We start from the raw sequence: 7895 nt of genomic DNA on the forward strand, positions 1-7895 counted from the left end.
GTTGACCGTACCGGCAGCGGCTCACCGGGCTGAGGTCGCCGAGCCCCTTCGTGTCGCAGAGTGGATGGGTGTTGAGTGGCCCCGCCTGTTGCCTCAGGGGCCCGCTGTTTTCCGGTCTGCCGATGGTTCTGGGCGGGTCCGTACGCCGCACTCTATGCGACACCTCGGACGTGTCGCTTTCTCAGACTTAAGCGTGTTCGCGACTGCTCTCCCGATTGAAAAGGCCTGTTCACCAATCGAATCTGCGCGTTTAGCACATGCCACCGACACCTCGGTGCCCTGTGCACAAACCGCGCTGCTGGGTATAACTCCACGTCGGTGAACGCGCATGTGCACCGGGTATGCACACGCGTCCGTGCGCTCCCCTACTCCGCCTCGCCGACGTCGGCCGCGGCGACCGCGGGAGGCTGGTGTGCCCGCAGGATGGAGTTGAGCTGTTGGCGTTGTTCGCGGGCGGCGCGGTCGGCCATGGCGTGGGCGGCGGTGATCGCCCGGGAGTGCTCGAGGTCGCGTGCCTCGATCTGCTGGCGGTGTGTGTCGGCTTGCTCGTCTAGTTGCCGTCGTAGCGCCGCGTTCTGCTCGGCTGCGGCCTGGGCTTGGGTCCGGATGACATCGGTTTCGGCTTCGGCTCGCGCTTGTGCGGTGCGCGCGGCGTCGTATTTATGCCGCATCGTGGTCAGCGCTGTCTCGGCCTCGGCGTAGACGCTGTCGCGATCCTTCTCGGCCGCAGCGATTCTCGCTTCGGCGCCGGTGCGGATCTGCTCGGCGTCGCGACGAGCCTGCGAGGCTTCCGCAGCCGCGTCGTCGGCTGCTTGCAAAGCCAAGGTTTCCAGTTCGGCGGCTCGGTCGCGCTGAGCTGTCATCTCCGCGAGCGCACGCTCGGCCGCTGATTGGGCCTGCTCGGCGGCGGCGATCTTGACCGCGGCCTCACGGCGGATGTCGGCGATTTCGCGGTCGATCGCCTCGGCGCCGGTGATGGTGGCCAGCATGTCGGCGCTGTCGCTGACGATCGCGGACAACTCGTCGCGCAGGCGCGCGGCCTCGGCCAGCAAACCGGCGACCGTGATCGCGCCGTCGGTGACCGGTCGCAGACTCGGGGTGGCGGGTTCGCGGGTCTGCTGCTGGGCGTGTTTTCTTTTGGCGCGCAACGCGGTCTGTGCGTTGTGGGCGGGGTCGGCGCAGTAGGCGAAGGGGCGTCCCGGGCGCCGGGTCGTGGTTTCGAGCTCGGCTGTGCAGCCGGGATAGCCGCACTGTGCCGAAACCGTGCGTTTGCGGGTGTGGAGGTCAATGGGTTGTGTCATTGAATTCCATTTCGTTTCATTACATTTCATGACCGTCGCGGCATGAAATGAATTGGCGGCGGTCAGGCGACGGGGCGCAGGCCGGCGTTGCGCACGCGCGGCAGATGCAGGCGGATGACGTCGGCGGCGGATTCGCTGGCCCGGCGGTCGATGTGGCCGTAGCGTTTGTCGGTGGTGGCGACCGACTCGTGCCCGGCGTCGAGTGCTTGCAGCCGCCCCAAGGCGGGCAGCCACGCCTTCTTGTAGAAGTAGGTGACACTGATCGGGTTTCCGGTGGCGGTGTGGAACAGCAGCTCGTCGCGCGGGCGGTTCAGGTCGAGCCGGCCGAGGGTTTCCAGGGGCACGTTGACGGTGCGGATTCCCCGGCTGGACTTGGGTTTGCCGAGCTTGAGCGCGCCGCCGGCCCATTTCCATGCCTTGGTGATGCGTACCGCGCCGGTGCGGGGGTTGATGTCGCCGACGCGCAGAGCGGTGACCTCGCTGGGCCGGGCCATCGACATCAGGCCGAATTCCGCGTGCGCGCGCCATCGCGGCGGCATCAGCTGTTCGAACAGCTCCCATTCGGCGTCATCGAAATAGTCGGGCTCGGGGGCGTCGTTGCGGGGCAGGCGGGTGTCGGCGCACGGGTTGTAGGCGATCAGCGGTTGCGGGCGCACCGCGGCGGCCGCACTCATCGCCGCCGAGAGAAACCCGTGCTTGTTCGCGATGGTTTTGGGCTTGTTGCCGATCTCCTCTTCCAGGTGCACCACCCACGACTTGTCGGTCTCGGCCGTGATCGCGCCGAGAGGCAGATAACCCATGAAATCGTCGATGTCGCGGTCGATGTAGCGGTGATAGCGCTTCCGGGTCTCGGGTTCGATCCCGGTGAGCGTATCGGCGTAGCGGCGCAGCCACTCGGTCAGAGTCAGGTACTCGACATCGGTCCCACGCTGCACGTCGAGGATCTCGAGTGCTTCCTCGGCGCCTACGCGCTCGAGCAACGCGGCCCAGCGCGTTGCCTCGGCGGGGTCGTCGAATGTCTCCGAACTCTGGCGCCTGCGGCCATCGATGTAGATGTTGAACGGCACCTGCCACGCGACGGTCCCGTCCGCACGAGGACGGGGTCGGGGGGTGGGCATTGTCACCTCCGGTCGGGTCCAGGCGACATCTCGTGAGATGTCCTGTTACCGACCGCTGGTAACCGGCTGCTGACGCCAGATACTGACGCCGTTTACGCTCAGGATACGTTTCCGCGCCCTGAGCGGCCAGTCTGTGTGGTGGAGCCTAGGGGAATCGAACCCCTAAACCCCTCAAGCCGAAAACACCTGGTCAGCGGCGTCGGTAGCAGCCGGATCCTCTAGAAACTCACATCTCGCAGCGGTTCGCCGCATTTCGCGAGCACTCAGGGTCTGACGCGGTCAGCACCGGTCGGCCCCGCGAGCGACATCGAGTCAGCCAATACCGTGCCGGAGTGCAATCTCACATGCGAGAATAATTCGATTAGAATACGTTCAAAACACGCTCGGATCGAGAGCATTGATTACGATTGCGAAGGACTCATAAATCGCAGGTTAAGCAAATTCTGCCCCATTGATACAAGAAATATCCGGAGACCTATCAGTGCGCGGAGAAGACAATGCGATCTACCTGATACTCAACGAACATCTCCTAGCAAAGATTCGCAGCGTCAGTCTCATCGTTGCGTTTTGACTGTTCCGGACGCCTATGTTCAGCAGGTAAAGCGCTGGCAACCGCGACGATTCAGGTGTCGACGGCTCCGCGGTGTCAGCCCGGAAGGATCCGATGGGGGCACTGCGACGGGCATCGCGGTTATCGCCAACGCCTCCCGGATGTCATCCTTTGTCAGCCGCCATTGGCGCCCGATCTTGTGGCCTGGCAGCTTCCGTGCCCGCAATTGGCGCAGATACCAGTCCGTGGACTGCCCAATCGTTCAGCGCCGACCGATACGGGAACCGTCGTCAACGGTGGCACTTCTTGCTGAATGTCGCTGCGAGACTGCTCGCCCGAAGAAAGCCGTTCAACTACCAACTCTTCAATTACCCTTCTCTATATATCCGTGTCCTTCATGTACTGCCGGCCAACGACTAAGATATTGCCAGCAAGGCAACTTACTCCGCCCATGCCGAGGATCCGGCAGACTCACCGAACGACGCTCGCTCCCAAGTCTGATCTGCGACACGACGCCTCGACGGATATCCATCTTCCGCACTACGGCACTTGAGTGGGCGACCCATCAACAGGAGCCGTCCACCTCGCCGCACGCCGAGAAAGCGACGAATGCCGTAATTGACACGCTTCGACATCGTTCGGTTAATCGAACTGACATGCTCCCGACGAAAACTGCACGTAGACCGCCATGACTCCCGAACCGAAGGCCAGTACACGCGGCCATGAATAGAACGATTCGGCATACATGTTGCCAACTCACCAGTCGCTTCGCTCTCATACAAGAGGCCGAAAAAGAATCGAGGCAGCATGCCACACAAGCCTGGGCGCCCCCCCTCCGCCCCACCAACCAAACGTACGACTGGGGCGAACCGACGGAAAGCGACGCCCGGTGGCGCTAAACAGAGCGGTCGACCAGCACCGCCGACGCAAGCGAGCGCATCCGCCGACGTCTCACATAAGAGAGTTCCCGCAAGCACTGAAAGTTTCGATAAGACCGCACCCGAAGATTTGCTCGATATAAGGCCTTTGCGATCTCCGGATGGAAAAAATTTCAGGGTGCCGCTGCCACAAGTAGGGATCCACCAACCATCATCGACCTTGCCCCTGATATCGATTTCAGCGATCAACGATCGCGGCAGGCTCGCGGCCGCGAGGACGCTTACATTTTTGAAATGGCGCCCCCGCCAGCCGATCACCTTCACGGTCGACGATCAACTACTCGTAGTAACTGTGACTGACGCCCCTCCCAAGCTACGCATCGACTCGCATCAGCATCTCTACATACCGGCCGAATTGCGAAACCGACTACACCTAAAAAGCGGTGATCGCATCCTGCTCGTGGCGTCCGAAGAGCATCGCAAACTGGTTATCTACCCGCCCCACGCCCTCGTCACCGCACTATTTTCACAGGATCCGTCAGTTTGGCTCAGGCTGTGAGCACCAACGACATTCAAGCAGCTCAACTCCTCCTCGCGCGGCTTGGCTTACGTCCCGAAGATCTTCTCTCCCACTCAATTATCACGAACGTCCCGACTTTCGGTGAATATATACCGCGCGTCGAATCGACAATGTCAGCCGGAACCCTACGCACCTACCGCCCGTACTGGAACCGGCTCCGAAAACAATGGCGCGACCGTCCGCTGGACGAGCCAACTGCCCTGGAGCTGAAGGAGATGGTCGAGCAGGCCCGACGAGAGGCCGCGGCCCGGAAGAACTCGCGCGACGGACGCTCTGCTGCCGAGCACATGGTCGCGGCCATTCGCTGCCTCTACCGCCACGCCCGCGACGACGGGTACGTCCCCGCGTCCGGCAATGCCGCTGCCCACATTGACAAGCCGCGGCGACGCCCCAGCCCCCGCACAGCGTTATCCGATAATCAACTCGCCCAGATCAATCACGTCGTTGCGACAACCGGCAACGATCCCGACTTGGACTCGCTGATTGTGCGGCTGCATATAGAAACAGCATGCCGGCGCGGCGGAGCCCTCGCGCTACGACCTCAAGATCTCGATGAAACGAACTGCCTGATCTGGTTGCGCGAAAAGGATCAATCAGATCGGTGGCAACCAGTATCGCCCACGCTGATCAGGGCACTGGTCAGCCACGGGAGGCGAGGATCGGACCCGGCTGGACAGCTCCTGCGCTACCGAAACGGCCGACCGATCACCGGACGCCGCTACGACTACCTGTGGGACCGCGTCGGCCGCGAACTCCCCTGGGTCAAAACCCTGCAGGTCACGGCCCACTGGCTGCGCCACACCACGCTGACATGGGTTGAACGCAACTTCGGCTACGCCGTCGCCAGAGCATTCGCCGGTCACGCAGAGCCATCCGGCTCGGACGGACCAACCCTGACCTACGTTCGAGCGTCGTTGCCCGAAGTCGCTGGAGCACTGGGCGCCCTTGTCGGCGAACGACATCCACTCGATCCGGGCGAAACCACGGAAGTAGAACAACTCTGAGAGTCTGGGCCGGACGGCTGCCACGACCGTCAAACGCTCTTGCCCCGCAGCATTCGCCGATACGATCGCGTACGCGAGCATCCACTCGGTGCCAGTGGCGGGCGGATCCTGGGCACGCTGGCCAAGGTGTTGCGCGAACGCGACCAACGCTGGGGCGTGGCCGCCCTCTGCATCGGCGTCGGCCAAGGGCTGGCGATCGTGCTCGAGAATATGGAGGCCGGGAAATGAGCAGAACCGCAGTGGTGGATACCGTCGATGAGGCCGTGGCCGGAATCGAGGACGGCGCAACGATTCTCGTCGGCGGATTCGGGTTGGCAGGTATGCCGTTCGACCTCATCGACGGGGTGATCCGCCAAGGCGCCACCGATCTCACCATCGTGTCCAACAACGCCGGCAACGGTGACGTCGGTTTGGCCGCCCTGCTGAAAACCGGCCGCGTCCGCAAGGTGATCTGCTCGTTCCCCCGCCAGTCCGACTCCTACGTCTTCGACGAGCTCTACCGCACCGGCAAGATCGACCTCGAAGTGGTCCCGCAGGGCAACCTCGCCGAGCGGATGCGCGCCGCCGGCGCCGGTATCGGCGCCTTCTACTGCCCCACCGCCGTCGGCACACCCCTGGCCGCCGGCAAAGAGACCCGCGAGATCGCCGGACGCACCCACGTCCTGGAATACCCGATCCACGGCGACGTCGCCCTGATCAGCGCGCACCGCGCCGACACCATGGGAAACCTGGTATACCGCAAAACCGCCCGCAATTTCGGCCCCGTCATGGCCACCGCCGCCGCAACCACCATCGCCCAAGTCGGCGACATCGTGCCCGCCGGACAGATCGACCCCGAATCGGTCATCACCCCGGGAATCTATGTCGACCGCATGGTCCGCGTCCAGGCCCGTCACTACACCGTTCAAGGAGCCCGCTGATGGCGCTCACTATCGACGAACTCGCCGCCGTCGTCGCCCGCGACATCCCGGCCGGCGCCTACGTCAACCTCGGCATCGGCCAACCCACCCGCATCGCCGACCACCTGAACCCCGAATCCGGTGTCGTCCTGCACACCGAAAACGGCATGCTCGGCATGGGACCCGCCGCCACCGGCGACCAGATCGACCCCGACCTCACCAACGCCGGCAAAGTCCCCGTCACCGAACTACCCGGCGCCTCCTACTTCCACCACGCCGACTCCTTCGCCATGATGCGCGGCGGCCACCTCGACGTCTGCGTCCTCGGCGCACTCCGAGTCTCCACCACCGGCGATCTGGCCAACTGGCACACCGGACAACCCGACGCCATCCCCGCCGTCGGCGGCGCCATGGACCTGGCCATCGGCGCCAAACAAGTCTTCGTGATGATGACCCTCTTCGATAAACAGGGCCGCCCAAAACTCGTCGACCACTGCAGCTACCCGCTCACCGGCCTGCGCTGCGTCAACCGCATCTACACCGATCTGGCGGTCTTCGAGGTGGGTCCGGAGCGGACCACCGCACGAGAGACATTCGGGATCTCGCCCACCGAACTGAGCCACTGCCTCGGCTTGCACCTACCTGAAACCGACCGAACCACAACCGCTACACGGTGAGACGACGGTCCTCCAGCACCACCATGCGGTGAAACCCCCTTCGGCCTCTTGGTATCACCGAGACAGCATGCAGCCGCATGCACCAGAACCCGTGACCGACGCCGACCTGGGCGCGCGGCACGCGAACTCCCGCAACACCTTCGCGACGGAGGCGCTCCGCATTCGCACCTGTCCGACCACAACGCCCTCAGGACAAAGATCGCCGAACAGCGATCCGCTGCGAACCGCTCGAACGGCAGCGTCAGGGCAAGCAGGCCCACTGAACCGCATGAGGACACATCCAATCGCCTCCGGCCGTCGGAGCCATGCACGGGCAAAACCTGCTACCTTCAAAGCCGTTGGTAGCAGTATCGATAGATGTACTCAATCACGCGAACGGTTCAGCCGTGACACAGCGGGGGGTTCAAGTCCCCCCTCGCACACCGATGCCTGGCAAATCTGCCAAGTTCCCGCGCCGGCAGCAGCGATATCTAGGCCTGCCTCGACGGCCGTGTTCCGCTCACCGGCTGCCGCAACACCGCAATCGACACGTCCCCTGGCCGGGCAGCACACGCCACATGGACCTGCTTCAGGGCTGTCAGGTGCCTGCAGCCAACCGCCCGGCGCCAGCCGAAAACGTGAAATCCAGACGCCGTACAGGACGTCCACAGGACGTCGCAGGTCCACGAACAGCAACAAACACCAACCCACAACACTCATCAACAACCACGAACCCGCAGGTCGCGCCGCTTCGCCGGACAAAACCAACCGGTCATCAGTAGCATCGGCCTATGCGATCGATCTGGAAGGGGGGAGTGTCGGAATTTTTGTGGGCAGAACGGTGAATTGTCCTGCTAGTTTCCGGTTATCCGCTCACCATAGAACAGGGCGAGCGTGTTGAGTATATCC

6 protein-coding genes are annotated in these 7895 nt (G+C 63.4%); 4 read left to right on the plus strand and 2 right to left on the minus strand.

Annotated features, from left to right (window positions below):
- Positions 1 to 365: 365 nt before the first annotated feature.
- Together IG65_RS0133590 and IG65_RS0133595 are read right to left on the minus strand one after the other, a co-directional pair.
- Positions 366 to 1301 (minus strand): hypothetical protein, encoded by a 936-nt coding sequence (locus IG65_RS0133590; RefSeq protein WP_030518961.1) that lies wholly within the window; start codon positions 1299 to 1301, stop codon positions 366 to 368.
- 62 nt (positions 1302 to 1363) lie between these two features.
- Positions 1364 to 2419, minus strand: a complete 1056-nt coding sequence (locus IG65_RS0133595) for a hypothetical protein (protein WP_156055924.1) — start codon at positions 2417 to 2419, stop codon at positions 1364 to 1366.
- 1983 nt (positions 2420 to 4402) lie between these two features.
- On the opposite strand from IG65_RS0133595, the gene IG65_RS37445 reads away from it, so the two are divergent.
- From IG65_RS37445 to IG65_RS0133620, 4 genes are read left to right on the plus strand one after another with little or no spacing between them, the layout of a single operon-like run.
- Positions 4403 to 5431, plus strand: coding sequence for a site-specific integrase (locus IG65_RS37445; protein WP_231509618.1), 1029 nt, complete (start codon positions 4403 to 4405; stop codon positions 5429 to 5431).
- A 39-nt stretch (positions 5432 to 5470) separates the two neighbouring features.
- Positions 5471 to 5659 carry a hypothetical protein gene (locus IG65_RS0133610; protein WP_030518963.1) on the plus strand — a complete coding sequence of 63 codons (189 nt, stop codon included), beginning with the start codon at positions 5471 to 5473 and terminating at the stop codon, positions 5657 to 5659.
- Positions 5656 to 6351 carry a 3-oxoacid CoA-transferase subunit A gene (locus IG65_RS0133615; protein ID WP_030518964.1) on the plus strand — a complete coding sequence of 232 codons (696 nt, stop codon included), beginning with the start codon at positions 5656 to 5658 and terminating at the stop codon, positions 6349 to 6351. The genes IG65_RS0133610 and IG65_RS0133615 overlap by 4 nt, the downstream gene beginning before the upstream one ends.
- The gene (locus IG65_RS0133620) at positions 6351 to 7007 is read left to right on the plus strand and encodes a 3-oxoacid CoA-transferase subunit B (protein ID WP_036526537.1); all 657 of its coding nucleotides are present in this window, start codon (positions 6351 to 6353) and stop codon (positions 7005 to 7007) included. The genes IG65_RS0133615 and IG65_RS0133620 overlap by 1 nt, the downstream gene beginning before the upstream one ends.
- The last annotated feature ends 888 nt before the right edge of the window (positions 7008 to 7895 follow it).

Source organism: Nocardia sp. NRRL WC-3656, assembly GCF_000720265.1.
Classification (GTDB): Bacteria; Actinomycetota; Actinomycetes; order Mycobacteriales; family Mycobacteriaceae; genus Nocardia; species Nocardia nova.

Coding starts and splice junctions, on each gene's coding strand:
- IG65_RS0133590 (WP_030518961.1), bottom strand. CDS start 1,301: ATGACACAACCCATTGACCTCCACACCCGCAAACGCACGGTTTCGGCA.
- IG65_RS0133595 (WP_156055924.1), bottom strand. CDS start 2,419: ATGCCCACCCCCCGACCCCGTCCTCGTGCGGACGGGACCGTCGCGTGG.
- IG65_RS0133615 (WP_030518964.1), top strand. CDS start 5,656: ATGAGCAGAACCGCAGTGGTGGATACCGTCGATGAGGCCGTGGCCGGA.
- IG65_RS0133620 (WP_036526537.1), top strand. CDS start 6,351: ATGGCGCTCACTATCGACGAACTCGCCGCCGTCGTCGCCCGCGACATC.